Origin of the sequence: Aequorivita marina (assembly GCF_031631895.2) — a bacterium.
GTDB classification, from domain to species: Bacteria; Bacteroidota; Bacteroidia; order Flavobacteriales; family Flavobacteriaceae; genus Aequorivita; species Aequorivita marina.
On sequence record NZ_JAVMBW020000002.1, the window covers coordinates 110,604 to 128,153 of the forward strand.

The following is a 17,550-nucleotide window of genomic DNA, read 5'->3' on the forward strand; positions in this document are numbered from 1 at the left end:
AGATGGTTTAATTTTCGTATATATTAAAACCCCCGTCTTTATAAAAAATGACGATTTTCTGTACCGGTCTCCCAGCTTGGATATTTTCATTAACACTACTTTCTTCGGAAAGGTTTTCTGCCGAAAATAAATCTGAAGGTTTTTCTACATTCGATTTTGGCTTTTGGGGGAGGGTAGGTTTTTCGTGTTTTCTTTCTTTCGTTTTGGGGAAACTACCTTTTCCAAATAAGAGCCAATCCATTTCCACCTCAGGAAATTTTTCAAGCAATTTTATAACAAACTCTAAACTCGGCTTGTTTCTACCCGATAGTAAATGCGAAATAGTAGAGCGATTAAAATCGACTTCCGTTGCAAAAGCAGTGGCAGATAATTGGTAAAATTCAAGAATTTTCTCGAGCCTTTTTACAAAATTAGCGCTGTTTATCATTGTAACAAAATTTAGAATGCAAGACTAGTTACAAATGTAATACATTAATCAATACGGTCAATAAAATAGGTTAAATAACTTGATTTTATATAAACCTATACTTTAGTTAGTGGCTCCTATAAAACTGAATAAATGATTTTTAAGGCTATTTTGATAAATTGATTGTCTGTGATCCGAATTTTACGACTGACGACTAAAGTTATGTTTACCCATGTAATCAAAAAGCCTGCTGTACTTCGTTTACATTTGTAAACCATTCATTGTTTAACTTTGTAAACTTGGAATTTACTATATGAAAATACAATCTTGGTATCACGAAAATTTTGAAAATAGGTTAGCAGGTAGATATATAACCTTAGCTCATATTTCTAAAATATTAGACGACTACAAAACAACTTATCAAATTTCTGTAGCTGGACATTCTGAAGAAGGATTACCCATTCCGCTACTTAAAATTGGAAACGGACCGAAAGTGGTTTTGGGCTGGTCTCAAATGCACGGAAATGAATCAACCACGACTAAAGCTGTTTTTGATTTTTTAAAATTCTTGGGGCAGGACGATTGTTTTCAAAGTGAAATAGAGACATTTTTAAATACCTATACCTTTTACCTAATACCTATTTTAAATCCAGATGGTGCAAAGCGCTATACCCGGGAAAATGCAAATGGTATTGACTTGAATCGTGATGCCGTAAATTTATCGCAAAGTGAGAGCGTGTGTTTGCGTAACGTTTTTCAGGAGGTAAAGCCACAGCTGTGCTTAAACTTGCACGATCAGCGCTCCATATTCGGTTTTGACAACGGTAGTCCGGCAACGGTATCCTTTTTATCTCCTGCAGCTGATAAGGAGAGAAGCTTGACGAAGGCCAGAATTACTGCTATGGAACAGATTGTTAAAATGAACAAGATGCTTCAAGCTATAATCCCAGGACAGGTTGGTAGGTATGACGATAGCTTCAATATGAATTGCGTGGGCGATACATTTCAAAAAATGGGTGTTCCTACTATTTTATTCGAGGCGGGGCATTATTTACAAGATTATAAAAGAGAGCAGACGAGGGCGTTTGTTTTTTATGCTCTCATCTCATTGTTTGATGTTTTTACTAAAACGCCAGCTGTAGACTATAAAATGTACTTTGATATTCCTGAAAATAGAAAAAACTACAATGACTTTGTGTTGAAAAATGCAGTCTTGGAGGGAGCTGTAGCGCCTGTAAACATTGCTATTCAGTATGTAGAAAGGCTTCGGGGTGATAATATTGAACTTGATGCTGTGGTGGATAAAATTGGGCAATTTAAAAATCGATTTGGGCATCTAGAAAAAAATGTCAATAAAGCAAAAATTTTAACAAATACTGATGATAAATTAACAGTTGGGGGTAATATTTCAGAAATATATGATAAAACTAACGATTTGGTGGTTTTTTCTTCACATAAACTTCTACTTTAGCTAAAAAGTAAGTAGTTTTGCGAAAAAATAATAAGAACATGCCTAAATTTAAATTAGACGATACGGATCATAAAATTTTAGATCTGTTAATTGAAAATACGCGAACGCCCTTCACGGATATTGCCAAAAAGCTTGAGATTTCCGCTGGAACGGTTCATGTACGCGTTAAAAAGATGGAAGATGCTGGAATTATCACTGGTTCCTCATTACAAGTAGATTATAAAAAACTAGGTTATTCCTTTATAGCTTATGTAGGTGTCTTTATCTTTAAAACCTCGCAGACGCAGTTTGTGATGGAACGAATTACCCATATCCCTTTTGTTACTGTTGCCCACGTTACAACGGGTAAATTTAACATCTTTTGTAAAATTAGAGCACGCGACACGGCTCACGCAAAAGAAATTATTTATCAGATAGACGATATCGAAGGTGTTAGCCGAACGGAAACCATGATTTCTATGGAGGAAAGCATCAACGATAAAAAAAGATTGCTGCACTCTATCTTTAAGCATATCTAATAATTGTTATAACATTATGAAAAAGCCTTTGCCATTCCGCAAAGGTTTTTTTTATCTTTAAAAATACCTTTTAGATTAGTTTGCTCATTTTTAAAACGGTAAATACTTTTCACAGGGACCTTACAGCGCCATTTTTTCAAAAAAAATGATAATTAGAAATGCTGAAGGAAGAAGGGGTTTAATTGAAAAATTATGATTTCTGCGTGAAAAATTACAAGATGCATTTTTGCTCCTGAATAAAAAAACCATTTACAATGAAATTTTTAAAGCTTTTAAAGGAAACATATTTAAGCTGGGATAAAAACGACCCCTGGGCAAAAAGTGCGATTATTGCATATTATGCCTTATTCTCATTACCATCACTACTAATAATAACGGTACATTTTGCCGGTATATTTTTTGGCAGAGAAGCTGTAGAAGGCAGGATTAGTAATGAAATATCTGGAATGATAGGTGAGGGCAGTGCAGACTTGATTCAAACCATGATAGTAAACTCTGCCCTAAGCGAGAGTTCGCTCTTATTTATAATTTTTGGGGTAGGGGTTTTGATTTTTGGTGCTACCGGAGTTTTTTATCAACTTCAAAAAGCTCTAAATAACATCTGGAGTGTTCGCTCTAAAAAAAATAATATTTGGGATACCATAAAACGAAGGGCGGTATCTTTTGGGATGGTTTTGGTTATTGGGCTTTTAATGCTTATCTCACTTGTTTTAAGTACTGCTATCAATGCATTAAGTGAGTTTATAGGTTCTTACTATACCGAATTTTCGCCAGGGTTTATCCAGTTTATCAATTTCATTATTTCCCAATTAATCATTACCGCTTTATTTGCAGCAATCTTTACTTTACTTCCGGATGTTAAGGTTAAGTGGAAAACCAACTTTATAGGCGCTTCCATGACGGCTTTATTATTTTTAATTGGTAAATACTTTATTGGATTCTATTTTGCCAAATCAGATCCAGCCTCCGTTTATGGTGCTGCAGGAAGTGTTGTTTTGTTATTATTATGGGTCTATTATACTTGTTTAATATTATTCTTTGGCGCTGAGTTCACGGTACATTGGGCACTAGAAAGAAACATAAAAATTGAGCCTTCTAGCAATGCTACGCTTTCCTATGAGTTGGAAATGGAAAAATTACGCGAGTTCAAAGAAAAAGTTGAAGCTGATAAAAAAAAAGCAGACACCTTAAAAAGTAACTGATCCTCATAAAAATCTTAACGAATATTTGTAAAACATTAATATTCAGTATTTGACAATGGGAGAATAGCTGCTTAGCTTTCCATTAAAATTGATGTCAAACTTAAAAAGAAGATTATGAAAAAGAGAATTGCAATTTTAGCAACAGACGGATTTGAAGAATCAGAACTTAAATCGCCTAAAGACGCTATGGAAAAAGAAGGGTTTTCGGTTGACGTAATAGGTGAGAATGAGGGGGAAATAAAATCTTGGAGCGACGGAAATTGGAGTAATGCGTATCAAGTAGATGCTACCATTGAAAATACAAATGCTACAGACTACAATGCCTTAATGCTTCCTGGAGGGGTGATAAACCCGGATAAGCTGCGAAGAAATGAAGAAGCACTTAAATTTGTTAGAGCTTTTTTTGAAGCTAAAAAACCCGTTGCAGCTATTTGCCATGGACCGCAAGTATTGATTTCTGCAGGGGTAGTAAATGGAAGAAAAATGACCTCCTTTGCTTCAATTAAAGACGATTTGATAAATGCAGGAGCTAATTGGGTTGATGAAGAAGTAGTTGTAGATAAGGGATTCGTTACCAGTAGATCGCCAAACGATTTACCAGCCTTTAATTCAAAATTAATTGAGGAAATTCACGAAGGAAAACACAAGCTTCAGCATGCATAGTTGCTTTTACATTCCTTAAAATAAAAAAGAGGCTTAAAAAAGCCTCTTTTTCTATATGTGGTTTATCTGTTTAGAAGCGGTTATTCCTCTTCATCTATATCTTCTTTTTCCGGAAGTTCGCTGATAGGCTCACTAAATTCAGCTTCTTCATAGTCTTCTTCATCAAAATTTGCCATGGACACCTCAAGACGTGAGCTTACTTTTACTAAGTAAACAGTATCTTCCGTTTTTACCTCAACCGCCTCTACAGTCTCGTTTTTGGCGTTTTTAAAGGTAATAACGTGGTCGTCGTCATACCCATCAGGATATTTTTCAACTAATAAAGAAAGTATTTCTGGGGTCAACTTTCGGAAATCTACTATAATTCGCTTCATCTAATTTGTAATATTTTAATCTTAATTTGGAATTATAAAACTATTTAAAAATAAAAGACTTAAAAATTATTTCAAGAAAATTTTTAGAAATTTTTATAGAACTGAAAAGCTTTGTGAATCAGTTCGTTGTTTACAATGCAATTCGTTTTATAGTTGCCAATATCTTCCAATAGTACAAAGAGTACTTGCCCATTTCTATTCTTTTTGTCGAATACAAGCAATTTGATGATTGCTTCAATGTCATTTTCAGTAAATGATTGTTTCGGAAAATGCTTTAAAATATTATTGGTAATGTCAGTTAGTGTTTCTGAAGGAAAATTAAGCATTTTATTTGAGATGTAAGTGGCCAATATCATGCCAACCGCCACCGCTTCGCCATGTAATAACTTGGTTTTATTTGAAGCTTCCAAAAAATACGATTCTATAGCGTGCCCAAGCGTATGCCCGAAGTTTAATGTTTTTCGAAGATTGTTTTCAAAAGGGTCTTTAGTAACTATTTCCCTTTTAATTTCAATGGAATCCCAAATTAAGCTCTCAAATTCATTTGTTTTGGTGTAATCGGCGTTTTTAACACGTTCCCAATACGCTTTACTGTGGATAATACCGTGCTTTAGCATTTCTGCCAAACCGGAAGTTATATGTTCAGGAGGGAGTGTTTTTAAAAATTCGGTGTCGAGAACCACCATTTCTGGTGGGTTGATAACGCCAATTTGGTTTTTTATATATCCAAGGTCAACTCCATTTTTACCGCCCACAGAAGCATCCACCATAGCGAGTAGGGAAGTGGGAATATTAATAAAGGTAACACCGCGTTGGTAAGTTGAGGCTACAAAGCCGCCAAGATCGGTAACAACGCCACCGCCAAGATTAATTATAAGGCTTTTTCTGTCAGCTCCTTTTTCAGACAATATTTTCCAGACTTTCAAGCAAGTATGGATTGTTTTATGTTCTTCTCCCGTTTCAATTTTTAGTATATGTGGTGGATTTTTAAAATTTTGTTTCTGAAGAAAAACAGGCAGACAATGCAAAGCAGTATTGGTATCTGTTAGAATAAAAACACTTGAAATCTCGGGCTGAATCATTATTTTAGAAATAGCTTTCCAAGCCCTTTCGTTCTTATAGACTGCTCCTTTTTTGCTTTTTGCCATTTTCAATAAATTTGGTGTTAATCTTTATTAATCAGAGTTCAAATCTAACTATATTTGCGGACTTTATTCTAGTTTTTTATGACGTCAAACTCCCTCTTTGATAATACCGAAACAGCGTTTCGATTAAAAAGCGATTCTGAACTAGAACGCGCTAATTTTCTATTTACAATGATTTCAAAAGAGCCCTTGGTTAAAATAGGGGCTGCGGTAACTAAGTTGGCGCTAAACCTGCATCTTCCCGTTGAAGGCTTAATTCGCTCCACGGTATTCGATCATTTTTGCGGTGGTATTAATGAAGAAGATTGTATGCCTACTGTTGAGAGGCTATATGACGTAGGGGTTTCTTCAGTATTAGATTTTTCAGTTGAAGGGAAAGAAGAGGATAGTCAATTTGATGCAACCGCAAATAAAGTTATTGAACTTACTGGATTTGCAAAAAATAAGGATACGATGCCCTTTTCCGTGTTTAAGCCGTCTGGGTTTGGGAAATTTGACATTTGGCAGAAAGTCACGGAGAACAAAGCTTTGACCCCAGTTGAAAAAGAACAATGGGAAAATATTGAGAAACGTTATGATCGCGTAGCAAAAGAAGCACACACCGCTGGGATTAGCTTGTTAATTGATGCGGAAGAGTCCTGGATTCAGGATGCGGCAGACGATTTGTGCGAGCGCATGATGGAACGCTACAACACCGAAACGCCAATTATTTTCAACACCCTGCAATGTTATCGTTGGGACCGTTTAGATTATTTAAAGAAACTTCATAAAAGAGCAAAGGCCAAAGGTTTTAAATTAGGTTTTAAAGTGGTTCGTGGCGCTTATATGGAAAAAGAAAATGAACGCGCATTAGAAAATGGCTATAACAGCCCTATTTGCGAAAGTAAAAAAGCCACCGATGATAACTTTAACGCGATCATGAAATACATCATGGATAACCTTGATGATATTGAATTGTTTATTGGTACTCATAATGAGTTGAGCACGTATCTTGCGATGGACATCATGAAACGAGACGGAATTTCAAAAAATGATAGGCGAGTGTGGTATGGGCAACTTTATGGAATGAGCGATCACATTACCTTTAACCTCGGTGCCGAAGGTTATAACGTGGCAAAGTATATTCCGTTTGGTCCCGTAAAAGATGTAATGCCCTATTTAATTAGGCGTGCAGAAGAAAATACTTCGGTAGCGGGGCAGACCAGTAGAGAGCTTACCTTATTAAAGAAAGAGAAAGCGAGAAGAAAGCTTTAAAAGCTTGGTTCTTCAGTCTTTTATAATTCCTTACTCTTTAGTTACTGCCGCTTCAGTGACTTTAGCCACTTTATCACAGTTTTCAACTTTAATTTTTAAGTTTTTTTCTGAAATCATTCCTTCAATAACATACAGGTTGCAGGAATCGAGGCTGGTATTGCTTTCAGAAAATATCACGTCGCCATCAATCAATAAGGTTGAAATTGCCGAAGTATCCATTTGGTTTTCACGAAGCACTTGTAATGTAGTTTCAGTAAAAGCACGTTCTTTTAGGCGAATATTTTTAAGGGTTCTTGATTCTGGACCGTACGCGCAAGATGTTTTCTTCCCGCTTAGGATGAAGAACAATATGATTATTCCAATTATAAATCCGCCAGAAAAATAAAGTAATCGGTGTGCTAATTTCATAGTATGGGCTTAGGGCTTTGTATAGGTAAGGTCTGTTATTCGGTACTAACGGTATCTGGAGAACACTTATCTTGTCTATTATTTTTAAAATGTAGAAAATAAATCAGAAAAATAACAGGTTTATATCGCTGTAGGGGATATCAAACCAATCTGCCACTGCTTTATTTGTTAGAATTCCGCGGTAAAAATACAAACCATTTTTTAAACCAGCGTCAAAACGGATTGCATTTTCAAGTCCGCCATTTTCTGCAATTTCCAAAATATAGGGCGTAAAAATATTGCTGATGGAAATTGACGCCGTTTTAGGGTATCGCGCAGGAATATTGGGGACGCCATAGTGTATTACTTCATGCTTTATAACCGTTGGCTTGTCGTGGGTGGTCATTTCGGTAGTTTCAAAACAGCCGCCCATATCTACGCAAACATCAATAACTACTGCTCCTTTTTTCATTTTCTGTACCATTTCTTCAGTAACAATAATAGGAGCGCGGTTATGGCCCCGGACTGCACCTATTGCAACATCGCAGCGCCTGAGTGCCTTGGTAAGGTTTTTTGGTTGAATGGTAGAGGTGTAAAATGTTTGTCCTAAATGTGTTTGGATAGTTCTCAATTTGGTAATGGAGCTATCAAACACCTTTACGTTGGCGCCTAAACCTAGTGCAGATCTAACGGCAAACTCGCCTACCGTGCCAGCACCAATAACAACTACCTCAATTGGGGGTACGCCACTTATGTTCCCAAAGAGCAAACCATTTCCTTTTTTTGCATTTACCATTAATTCGGCAGCAATCAATACAGAGGCGGTACCGGCAATTTCGCTTAGTGCGGTAACGGCCGGATAACTATGGTCACGGTCCTTAATAAATTCAAAAGCCAGTGCTGTAATTTTTTTCTTAGAAAGCATGTCAAAGTATGACTTTTTCCTAGTTTTAAGCTGAAGGGCAGAGATAAGAACGGTTTTAGGGTTTATAAGTTCTAGCTCTTCTAATGTAGGTGGTTCCACTTTTAAGACCATTGGGCAGCCAAATACCTTTTTAGTGTCTGCCGTAATTTGGGCTCCCGCTTCGGAGTAATCTTTATCTGAAAATCCAGCCTCGTTACCAGCTCCTTCTTCAATCAATACTTTGTGGCCGTTATTGACAATTGCATTTACCGCATCTGGAGTTAGACAGATTCTTTTTTCCTGAAAATAAGCCTCTTTAGGAATACCGATAAAAAGTTCTCCACTTTGCCGGGAGACTTCAAGTGTTTCTTCCTGCGGAATTAATTGTGCTTTAGTAAATGGTGAGAGTGATGTTGGCATGTTTTAAGATTGGTGGTTTCAATTTACGGAATAGTTTTCAATTTTTTTAAGGTGATTGAAAAATTAGCGAAGGAGCTCCTTTATTTGCTTCCAGATGGGTTTTTTCTCTAAAAGATCCTTTTCAAAAGAATGTAGATCATTTTGGCGCATTTTATTAAAAAGCTTTGCTCTTATTAAATAAACCAACGGAATTACTACCATCATAATTGGTATCACATAAATAATTTCAACTTCATCTACATTGTAATTCTGTTTAACAATACTATACAACTGAAAAATATACATGGTTATAGGTACTAAAATAATCCAGTGCCACCAATGCTTACAGGTGAAGAACCATATTAAAAGAAGAATGATTGGAATCAGTTTCCCTGTAATAAACCAGGCATAATGATAAACTGAAAGATATCTTGTACTGAAAGTAAAAAAAGAAGTTTCCCACACCTGTAAATCGGTAGGGAAACTTTCATAAGCGTAATAAAATAAAGGGGTACAGGCAATTATTAAAACTATAATACCTCCTTGCACTAAGCTTTTTTTATCCATTTGGCGGTACTTTGACTGTTCGGACATCGATTTGTTGGGGCGCTTGCTCATCTTCGATACTTTCTGGTGTACAAGAAGCAAAGAGTCCAGTTACAAAAATTGAGGCTGCGATAATAACTTTTAGGTTTTTCATAATAAGTTGTTTATTTCGATTAATTTAACTCAAACTTACAACGAAAAAATTTAATTTGGGTAACTCTGTTTATGGTATATTTACAGGTTAAACTACCGTTAAATCCTTTAAACTGAAAGAAATTTTAAGAAATGTCGGTATGTTTTTAACATTTGCTATGTCATTTTAGGTTATTATTGTTGGCTACAAATTTTAGATTGGCTTTTGCTTTAAAGTTTTTATAGTTAATACTTTATGCTTATTGTCAAACTGCCCCTTTATTTTTTCATTTAAGTAATACAATATTTAAATGAAAACTGTGAAGGCATCAGAACTGTGTTAAATCAAAGCACTAATGTAAGGATTAAAATCTAAATGTTGAAGTCTGAAAAAATATATATTCAAATAAGTTCCATTACATGAATACTTATCAAAATGGTATCATAGATTGATAATCTCTATTTTCTGGTTAAAGAATCAAAAATTAGGGCTAAACTTTAACTCAATAATAATCTGACACTTGTATAGCTGTTTCTTATGGAGTAGCACTTTGTTTCTAGTATTTTGTAAAGTAAGGTTTTTACGTTTTTAACATGCGCTTACATCGTTAAGGTTCTGCTTCCGTCCTTATTCTTTTTTAGATTTACCGCAATTGCATCTTCAGGCAATAACGCCTCAACTTTTTGGGGCCATTCTATAAAAATATAGTTGTCGCTATAAAAATAGTCCTCTACACCTATATCATAGGCCTCATCAATACTATTTATTCTATAAAAGTCGAAATGATATATGGCTCCGTCATTTCCTTCGTATTCGTTGACAATTGAAAACGAAGGGCTCCCAGAAGTTTCCGTAACCCCAAGTTGTTTGGCAATTTCTTTTATAAGGGTTGTCTTTCCTACACCCATTTCGGCATAAAAAAGAAATATTTTTGAGGAAGAAGCTGTTAATACCTTCTTGGCAACCGCTGTAATTTGATCTTGAGTGTATGTTAGTTCTGTATTCATAAAAACGAGCGAATATAAAAAAATAACGCCCTACAACCCATTTATAAAAATTAGATTGTTAGGGCGAGAATTTTTCTTGCGTGTTTATCTTGGTGTAAATACGCTAAATGGTATAATCATTTCTTCTAATGAAACCCCTCCGTGCTGGTACGTATTGCGATAATAACTTACATAGTGATTGTAGTTATTAGGATAGGCAAAAAAGTAATCTCCTTTTGCAAAAATAAAGGAACTGCTCATGTTTATGGCGGGCAGGCAAATAGACTTTGGGTCTTTTGCAGCGAGAACTTCCTTGTCTTCGTAGGTCAGGCTTTTCCCCGTTTTATACCGAAGGTTTAAACTGGTGTTTTTATCGCCAATAACTTTAGATGGGTTTTTTACGTTTATAGTCCCGTGGTCTGTAGTGATAATTAGCTTAAAGCCCAAACGTGCTGCTTGTTGAATGATTTCTAAAAGCGGAGAATTCTTAAACCAACTTTGGGTAAGTGAACGGTACGATTTATCGGTTGAAGCCAGCTCCTTGATTACTTCCATTTCGGTTTTTGAATGCGAAAGCATATCGACAAAATTGTATACAAGCACTGTTAAATCTTCATCTTTATGGCTTTTAAAATTCTCTACAAGTTTTTTGCCTTGTTTTAAACTTGAAATTTTATGATAACTCCAGTTTAACTTCAAGCCCAAACGTTTTAGTTGTGCCGCTAAAAACTCTTTCTCCTTCATGTTTTTTCCGCCTTCGTCTGTATCGTTTAGCCAAAGGTCGGGGTGCATTTTTTCCATTTCGCTGGGCATAAGTCCTGAGAAAATGGCATTTCTGGCATATTGGGTTGCAGTGGGCAGAATACTGCAAAAAAGTTCTTCTTGCGTTTTTTTATAAACATTTGTTACGGTAGGCTCAAAGGCCTTCCATTGGTCAACCCTTAAGTTGTCAATAACAACAAGTAGGGTAGGAGTTCCTTGACTTAATTGGGGTTGAATTTTATCGCGAAACAAGGTATGGCTCATGGTTGGCGCTTCAGTTGGCTCGCTAAACCAGTTTGGATAGTTTTTTTCAATAAACTTACAATACTGACTATTGGCTTCTGTTTTTTGCGACTCCAAGATTTCAAACATCCCAGAATCCTCAATTTCCTCAAGTTCCAGTTCCCAATAAACTAATTTTTGATAGAGGCTTTTCCATTCTTCAAAACTGTTAACCATGGAAAGATCCATTGCTATTTTTCGAAATTCCTGCTGATAACTTGACGTTGTTTTTTCTGAAACTAACCTACTGTGGTCTAAGTTCTTTTTTAAACTAAGTAGAATTTGATTTGGATTAACGGGTTTTATGAGGTAATCGGCTATTTTCGCTCCAATAGCTTCCTCCATAATATACTCCTCTTCACTTTTGGTAATCATAACCACAGGGATCGATGCTTGCAGCTCCTTTATTTCCGCGAGCGTTTCAAGCCCGGTGAGTCCTGGCATGTTCTCGTCTAAAAAAACAATATCAAAGCGTTCATTCTTTATTTCCTCTAAGGCCTCCGTACCGCTTTGGGCCGTAGTTACTTTATAATTTTTGTTTTTCAGAAATAGAATATGTGGTTTAAGTAAATCAATTTCGTCATCTACCCATAGTACTTTTATTTCGCTCATATTAGTATATTTGTCGTTTTACTCTCAGGCAATTATCGCAAGAGTGTATTTATATTTAATTTATTCGTAATTCTTGTTACTTTGAAGAATTTCCTTCAAAAATAGCCCCGAATTATCGCAAACCATTTTTGTTCCTACTAATTTAAAGTTAAAATTTGAAAACTCTTCCAAAGCTCAAAACCTTAAACGACCCTATCTACGGTTTTATTACCATACCAAGTAAACTGGTTTTTGAATTAATGGAGCATCCATACTTTCAAAGATTGCGTAGAATATCGCAGATGGGTTTTTCATATATTGTTTATCCCGGGGCGCACCACACACGATTTCACCACGCGTTGGGCGCTATGTTTTTAATGCAAAAAGCGGTGCAAGTTCTTTGTTCAAAGGGGGTTAAGATATCTAAGAAAGAAGAAGAAGCACTCTATATTGCAATTTTGCTGCACGATATTGGTCACGGTCCTTTTTCGCATGCCATGGAACACAGTATTGTTGAAAACGTAAGTCACGAGGAGATTTCACTGCTTTTTATGGAAGATTTAAACCGAAAGTTTAACAATGACTTAACGCTTGCCATTGCAGTTTTTAAGGACCAATACGAGCGCAAGTTTCTGCATCAGCTGGTTTCAGGACAATTGGATATGGACCGGTTAGATTACCTAAAGCGCGACAGTTTTTATACAGGTGTTCCAGAAGGCACGGTGAACGCCCAGCGTTTAATAGCCATGCTAAACGTAAAAGATGATAAGCTGGTGGTGGAAGAGAAGGGTATCTATTCGGTAGAAAACTTTTTGGTGGCACGTAGGTTAATGTATTGGCAGGTTTATCTTCATAAAACCGGAATTGTGGCAGAGCAACTTTTGGTACGCGTCTTAAAACGGGCAAAGCAGCTTTCTGAACGCGGTATAAAACTTCCAGCAAGTAAGAACCTGACGTTTTTTCTAAATAACCATATTAGTTTAGATAGTTTTTCTGAAGAAATTTTAGAAACCTTTTCACAATTAGACGACAATGATATTCTTTCGGGAATGAAATCATGGATTGAACACGACGATTTTGTGCTTAAGAGCCTCTCAAAAATGCTTTTGAATAGAGATTTATTAAAGATAAAGGTAAAATCAAAACCTTTTTCGTCTAAAAAACTAAAGACCAAAAAATTAAAGGTTATGGAAACTTATGGTCTTTCTGAAGAAGACGCTGCGTATTTTGTTTTCACGGGTAAGCTAGAGAATCAGGCATACAGTATGGAAAAAGAAACCATTAATCTATTGAAAAAGAACGGAAAGATCATTGAAGTGGCAAAGGCTAGCGACCAGTTGAATTTGGAAGCACTTTCAATATCTGTAGTCAAACACTATATTTGTTATCCAAAAAACAATGACAATAGACCATAGGACTAACTCCTTTTTTTCTATTTTTGCAAGAATGAAAATTTACGACCCATATTCAGTTTATAATAAAAGCCTTATTTTGCGGTTGCATATTTTTTATAATTCGGTTAAATTAAACCAATAATCAGATGAAATTTACAGCGGCGCAAATAGCAGGAATTCTAAACGGTACAGTTGATGGAGATGAAGATGTAGTTGTTTCAAAACTTGCTAAAATTGAGGAAGGCTGTAACGAGAGTCTAACTTTTCTGGCAAACCCCAAGTACACGCATTATATTTATTCAACAAAAGCGGCCATAACCATTGTAAATAAAGATTTTGTTCCTGATCATAATTTAGATACTACCTTAATACGCGTAGATAATGCTTACGAGGCTTTTTCGCAATTATTGGAATATTACAACCAAGTAAAACTGAATAAAACGGGGATAGAAAATCCTGTTTTTCTTTCGGAAACCGCACAGCATGGCGAAAACCTGTATTTAGGTGCGTTCGCCTATGTGGGAGAAAATGTAAAAATTGGCGATAACGTAAAAATTTACCCGAATGTATATATAGGTGATAACGTTACTATTGGTGATAATTCAATTATATTCACAGGAGCAAAATTATATTCTGAAACCGTTATAGGGAAAGCCTGCGTTATAAATAGCGGAGTAGTACTTGGCGCAGATGGATTTGGGTTTTCGCCCAATGAGAAAGGAGAGTATAAAAAAGTTCCGCAGACTGGGAATGTAATTATAGAAGATAATGTAGATATAGGTCCAGGTACAACAATAGATCGTGCTACCTTGGGGTCAACTATAATTAAAAAAGGCGTAAAGCTGGACAATCAAATTCAGATAGCTCATAATGTTATCATAGGTGAAAATACAGTAATTGCCGCCCAAACTGGAGTTGCAGGATCTACTAAAATAGGTAAAAACTGTATGATTGGCGGGCAAGTTGGTATTGCTGGCCATATTGTAATTGGCGATAACGTACAGATCCAGGCCCAAAGTGGAATAGGCAGAAACGTAAAGGATAATGAACGCCTTCAGGGATCACCAGCTTTAAATTATGGCGATTTTAATAAAAGTTATGTACATTTTAAAAACTTACCGAAAATAATAGGTAGGATTAATACGGTTGAAAAAAATCTAGAAAATGAATAAAAGTGTGGTAAAACAACGCACCATTGGTAAGGAGATTTCACTTACCGGAGTCGGTTTGCATACCGGCAAGCAGGTTACGATAACGTTTAAGCCTGCCCCCGAAAATCATGGGTATTCTTTTGTAAGAATAGATTTGGAGGGACATCCAGAAATTGAAGCCGACGTTAATCTCGTTGTAGATACACAACGCGGTACCAACTTGGAGAAACGCGGTGTTAAAATACAGACTTCAGAGCATGTGCTTGCAGCTTTGGTAGGTCTAGAAATAGACAATTGCATCATGGAGCTAAATGCTTCTGAGCCACCAATAATGGATGGTTCGGCAAAATATTTTGTTGAGGCGGTTGAAAAAGCTGGGCTAGTAGAGCAAGAAGCGCCAAGAAAAGAATATGTGGTAAAGGAAGTTATCACTTTTTCCGATGAAGAAAGTGGAAGCGAAATAATTTTAATGCCCGCAAATGAATACCAAATTACAACTATGGTTGACTTTGGTACCATGGTTTTAGGCACTCAGAATGCTTCGCTAAAGAACATTTCAGATTTTAAGGATGAAATTGCCAATGCGAGAACCTTTAGCTTTCTACATGAAATAGAAATGTTACTAGATCACGGCTTGATTAAGGGCGGCGATCTAAACAACGCAATAGTTTATGTAGATAAGGAGCTATCGCCCAGTACCATGGAAAAATTGCGTACTGCCTTTGGAAAGGATACCATATCGGTTAAACCAAACGGTATCCTAGATAACCTTACCTTGCATTACCCGAACGAGGCCGCCAGACATAAATTATTAGATGTTATAGGCGATTTGGCTCTGGTTGGTGTTCGCATTCGCGGAAAGGTGATTGCCAATAAGCCTGGACACCATATTAATACACAATTTGCAAAAAAGCTTTCTAAGCTAATAAAAGCAGAAAGTAGAAATAATATTCCACAATTTGACATCAGCCAACCCCCTGTAAAAGACGTAAACGAAATAATGGCCATGCTACCGCACAGGCCTCCGTTTTTACTGGTAGATAAAATTATGGAGTTAACGGATACTAGCGTTATTGGCCTTAAGAATGTTACCATGAACGAGCCATTCTTTGTGGGTCACTTTCCCGGAGCTCCAGTAATGCCAGGCGTTTTAATTGTTGAGGCTATGGCCCAGACTGGTGGTATATTGGCATTGAGCACCGTACCCGACCCTGAAAACTATCTTACGTTTTTTATGAAAATAAACAATGTAAAGTTTAAACAACAAGTAAACCCGGGAGATACGCTTATCTTTAAGCTTGAATTAATATCGCCCATTCGTCGTGGAATTGTTCATATGCAAGGGAATGCGTATGCAAATGACAAATTGGTAACCGAGGCTGAGTTAATGGCCCAAATGGTAAAAACAAAAAACTTATAGATGGATAATGAACGTTCAAGAAGCCTAAATTAAAATGATTATTTTAGGGTGCGAACAAATTTCATTTATAAAAAACAATAATCAAGAAAAATGAACCAACCACTTGCATACGTCCATCCGGGCGCTAAAATAGCTAAAAACGTAGTAATAGAGCCTTTTACAACCATTCATAACAATGTGGTGATTGGTGAAGGAACTTGGATTGGAAGCAATGTCACCATAATGGAAGGTGCCAGAATTGGCAAAAACTGCAATATATTTCCAGGAGCGGTAATTTCTGCAATTCCGCAGGACTTAAAGTTTAAGGATGAGGAAACTACTGCTGAAATTGGAGATGGCACAACCATCCGGGAATATGTTACCATAAATCGAGGCACCATTGACCGCGGAAAAACGGTCATCGGAAAAAACTGCTGGATTATGGCTTATTGCCATATTGCCCACGATTGTATTATTGGCGACAGTTGCATCTTTAGCAATAACAGCACTTTAGCAGGGCATATTACGGTTGGAAACCACGTGGTTCTGGCTGGGATGACTGCGGTACACCAGTTTTGTATGATTGGGAACCACGCCTTTGTTACCGGAGGATCACTGGTTAGAAAAGACGTGCCACCCTATGTAAAAGCCGCTCGCGAACCTTTAAGTTATGTTGGTATCAATTCAATCGGACTACGCAGACGAGGGTTTAAGTCGGAAAAAATTACCGAAATACAGAACATTTATAGGTTGTTGTATCAAAAAAGCTATAATACTACACAGGCAACGGAAATCATTGAAGCCGAGATGGAAGCAACTCCAGAGCGTGATGAGATTCTTCAGTTTATCAAAAACTCCAAACGCGGTATTATGAAAGGATACTTCAATTCAAACTAAGTTTTACAACTTAATTACTTACATTTCACTACTAACTTATAATATTTACAGTACCATGGCTACTTCATCAGATATCAGAAAAGGACTTTGCATTCGTTATAATAATGACATTTATAAAATTATTGAATTTCTTCATGTAAAACCGGGAAAAGGACCTGCTTTTGTGCGTACAAAACTTAAAAGTGTAACTACGGGAAAAACAGTTGACAACACTTTTTCCGCAGGACATAAAATAGACGATGTTCGTGTTGAAACCCACAAATTTCAATATTTATATAGTGAGGGCGATATGTATCACTTTATGAATACCGAGGATTATTCGCAAATTAGGTTGGTGGAAGAAATACTTGATACACCTGGATTAATGAAAGAAGGCGAAGTTGTTTCCGTACTGGTCAATACCGAAGACGGGATGCCACTTTCAGTAGAAATGCCAGCACACGTAATTTTAGAAGTAACTTCTACAGAACCTGGTGTAAAAGGCAACACCGCAACCAACGCTACCAAACCAGCCATTGTTGAAACTGGTGCTGAAATTAACGTCCCGCTTTTTATAAACGAAGGTGATAAAGTTAGAATTGATACCGATAAAGGCCAATATCAAGAAAGAATCAAGGATTAAGGAGGTTAAAGCTCAGGAATAACCGTGACCTAAATTCAATTAAATAAATATAAACTTTAAGCAA

19 protein-coding genes are annotated in these 17,550 nt (G+C 36.4%); 10 read left to right on the forward strand and 9 right to left on the reverse strand.

What is annotated here, in order from left to right:
• Positions 1–7: 7 nt before the first annotated feature.
• Positions 8–427, reverse strand: coding sequence for a helix-turn-helix domain-containing protein (locus QPK98_RS04495; protein WP_310991852.1), 420 nt, complete (start codon positions 425–427; stop codon positions 8–10).
• Between the two features lie 292 nt (positions 428–719).
• On the opposite strand from QPK98_RS04495, the gene QPK98_RS04500 reads away from it, so the two are divergent.
• From QPK98_RS04500 to QPK98_RS04515, 4 genes are all read left to right on the forward strand, one after another.
• Entirely contained in the window at positions 720–1,877 is a 1,158-nt protein-coding gene (locus tag QPK98_RS04500; RefSeq protein ID WP_310991853.1) for a M14 family zinc carboxypeptidase, read from the forward strand.
• Positions 1,878–1,915: 38 nt separating this feature from the next.
• Positions 1,916–2,395, forward strand: coding sequence for an Lrp/AsnC family transcriptional regulator (locus QPK98_RS04505; RefSeq protein WP_310991854.1), 480 nt, complete (start codon positions 1,916–1,918; stop codon positions 2,393–2,395).
• Between the two features lie 254 nt (positions 2,396–2,649).
• Entirely contained in the window at positions 2,650–3,597 is a 948-nt protein-coding gene (locus QPK98_RS04510; protein ID WP_310991855.1) for a YihY/virulence factor BrkB family protein, read from the forward strand.
• 114 nt (positions 3,598–3,711) lie between these two features.
• Positions 3,712–4,260: a type 1 glutamine amidotransferase domain-containing protein gene (locus tag QPK98_RS04515; protein ID WP_310991856.1), complete on the forward strand. Its 549-nt coding sequence runs from the start codon at positions 3,712–3,714 to the stop codon at positions 4,258–4,260.
• Positions 4,261–4,340: 80 nt separating this feature from the next.
• Here the strand turns inward: QPK98_RS04515 and QPK98_RS04520 are convergent, their stop codons facing one another.
• Together QPK98_RS04520 and aroB are read right to left on the reverse strand one after the other, a co-directional pair.
• A complete protein-coding gene (locus tag QPK98_RS04520) occupies positions 4,341–4,634 on the reverse strand; it encodes a hypothetical protein (RefSeq protein ID WP_310991857.1) in 294 nt (97 codons plus the stop codon).
• A gap of 83 nt (positions 4,635–4,717) precedes the next feature.
• A complete protein-coding gene (gene aroB, locus QPK98_RS04525) occupies positions 4,718–5,782 on the reverse strand; it encodes a 3-dehydroquinate synthase (protein WP_310991859.1) in 1,065 nt (354 codons plus the stop codon).
• A 78-nt stretch (positions 5,783–5,860) separates the two neighbouring features.
• Between aroB and QPK98_RS04530 the strand changes: the two genes are divergently transcribed.
• Positions 5,861–7,033 carry a proline dehydrogenase family protein gene (locus QPK98_RS04530; RefSeq protein ID WP_310991860.1) on the forward strand — a complete coding sequence of 391 codons (1,173 nt, stop codon included), beginning with the start codon at positions 5,861–5,863 and terminating at the stop codon, positions 7,031–7,033.
• A 30-nt stretch (positions 7,034–7,063) separates the two neighbouring features.
• On the opposite strand, the gene QPK98_RS04535 is transcribed toward QPK98_RS04530, so the two are convergent.
• From QPK98_RS04535 to porX, 6 genes are all read right to left on the reverse strand, one after another.
• Entirely contained in the window at positions 7,064–7,441 is a 378-nt protein-coding gene (locus QPK98_RS04535) for a hypothetical protein (RefSeq protein ID WP_310991861.1), read from the reverse strand.
• A gap of 103 nt (positions 7,442–7,544) precedes the next feature.
• Entirely contained in the window at positions 7,545–8,744 is a 1,200-nt protein-coding gene (locus QPK98_RS04540) for an alanine dehydrogenase (RefSeq protein ID WP_310991863.1), read from the reverse strand.
• A 63-nt stretch (positions 8,745–8,807) separates the two neighbouring features.
• Positions 8,808–9,290, reverse strand: coding sequence for a hypothetical protein (locus tag QPK98_RS04545; protein WP_310991864.1), 483 nt, complete (start codon positions 9,288–9,290; stop codon positions 8,808–8,810).
• Positions 9,283–9,423: a hypothetical protein gene (locus QPK98_RS04550; RefSeq protein ID WP_310991865.1), complete on the reverse strand. Its 141-nt coding sequence runs from the start codon at positions 9,421–9,423 to the stop codon at positions 9,283–9,285. The genes QPK98_RS04545 and QPK98_RS04550 overlap by 8 nt, the downstream gene beginning before the upstream one ends.
• Before the next feature lie 578 nt (positions 9,424–10,001).
• Complete coding sequence (gene tsaE, locus QPK98_RS04555; protein ID WP_310991866.1) at positions 10,002–10,409, reverse strand: tRNA (adenosine(37)-N6)-threonylcarbamoyltransferase complex ATPase subunit type 1 TsaE; 408 nt, start codon at positions 10,407–10,409, stop codon at positions 10,002–10,004.
• A gap of 84 nt (positions 10,410–10,493) precedes the next feature.
• Complete coding sequence (gene porX / locus QPK98_RS04560) at positions 10,494–12,044, reverse strand: T9SS response regulator signal transducer PorX (protein ID WP_310991867.1); 1,551 nt, start codon at positions 12,042–12,044, stop codon at positions 10,494–10,496.
• Between the two features lie 155 nt (positions 12,045–12,199).
• Here porX and QPK98_RS04565 point away from each other — a divergent pair, with 155 nt between their 5' ends.
• The 5 genes from QPK98_RS04565 (at position 12,200) to efp (ending at position 17,486) form a co-directional block, all read left to right on the forward strand.
• Entirely contained in the window at positions 12,200–13,438 is a 1,239-nt protein-coding gene (locus tag QPK98_RS04565; protein WP_310991868.1) for an HD domain-containing protein, read from the forward strand.
• A gap of 125 nt (positions 13,439–13,563) precedes the next feature.
• Positions 13,564–14,589 (forward strand): UDP-3-O-(3-hydroxymyristoyl)glucosamine N-acyltransferase, encoded by a 1,026-nt coding sequence (gene lpxD, locus QPK98_RS04570; protein ID WP_310991870.1) that lies wholly within the window; start codon positions 13,564–13,566, stop codon positions 14,587–14,589.
• Positions 14,582–15,988 carry a bifunctional UDP-3-O-[3-hydroxymyristoyl] N-acetylglucosamine deacetylase/3-hydroxyacyl-ACP dehydratase gene (locus tag QPK98_RS04575; RefSeq protein WP_310991871.1) on the forward strand — a complete coding sequence of 469 codons (1,407 nt, stop codon included), beginning with the start codon at positions 14,582–14,584 and terminating at the stop codon, positions 15,986–15,988. The genes lpxD and QPK98_RS04575 overlap by 8 nt, the downstream gene beginning before the upstream one ends.
• Positions 15,989–16,078: 90 nt before the next feature.
• Positions 16,079–16,864, forward strand: coding sequence for an acyl-ACP--UDP-N-acetylglucosamine O-acyltransferase (gene lpxA / locus QPK98_RS04580; RefSeq protein ID WP_310991872.1), 786 nt, complete (start codon positions 16,079–16,081; stop codon positions 16,862–16,864).
• Positions 16,865–16,919: 55 nt separating this feature from the next.
• Positions 16,920–17,486: an elongation factor P gene (efp, locus tag QPK98_RS04585; protein ID WP_310991873.1), complete on the forward strand. Its 567-nt coding sequence runs from the start codon at positions 16,920–16,922 to the stop codon at positions 17,484–17,486.
• Positions 17,487–17,550: the final 64 nt, after the last annotated feature.